The sequence below is a fragment of the Chryseobacterium phosphatilyticum genome (assembly GCF_002899825.2).
Classification (GTDB): domain Bacteria; phylum Bacteroidota; class Bacteroidia; order Flavobacteriales; family Weeksellaceae; genus Chryseobacterium; species Chryseobacterium phosphatilyticum.
The window spans coordinates 1-535 of sequence record NZ_PPED02000052.1 but is presented as its reverse complement, the minus strand read 5'-3'; the positions used below and the strand labels follow the sequence as shown (position 1 = coordinate 535).

1 protein-coding gene is annotated in these 535 nt (G+C 64.9%); it reads left to right on the top strand.

The features are described from left to right. Positions 1-535: glycosyltransferase family protein (locus C1631_RS25390; RefSeq protein WP_165828372.1), on the top strand; the 535-nt coding region annotated here is incomplete at both ends.

The following is a 535-nucleotide window of genomic DNA, read 5'->3' as shown; positions in this document are numbered from 1 at the left end:
CTTCTACCGCGTGGCAGCCTTTCCCGGTGTCCTGCACGCGATCCTCTACGCGCGCGCCCTTGGCTTGCCGACGATTTATGAGATCGACGACATCGTCTTCGATGCGGCGCTGTACCCCGATCCTTTGGAGAGCTTCGAGGGGCAGATCACGCCCAAGCAATATGTCGATCTGCAATACGGCGTGCCGCTGTTCCGCTACGCCATGCAGGCCTGCGACATCGGCCTCGCCTCCACGCCGGCGCTGGCCGAGCGGATGCGCCCGCTTGTCCGTTCAGGGGTCTGTGATGTCCTGCGCAACGGCCTCGACACGCGAAACCTTCCTTTCCTGAGGCGCCCCCACGCACCCGTTTCGGCCACGGCGCTGACGGTCTTCTACGGATCGGGCACGCGGGCGCATAACAAGGATTTCAACGACTTCGCCGCGCCCGCGCTTCTCGCCATCATGGAGCGGTATCCGCATGTCCGGCTCGTGATTGCCGGCTATCTGCGCCTCGGCCCGGGCTTCCGGCAGTTCGCTCATCGTGTGCGCCAGCTC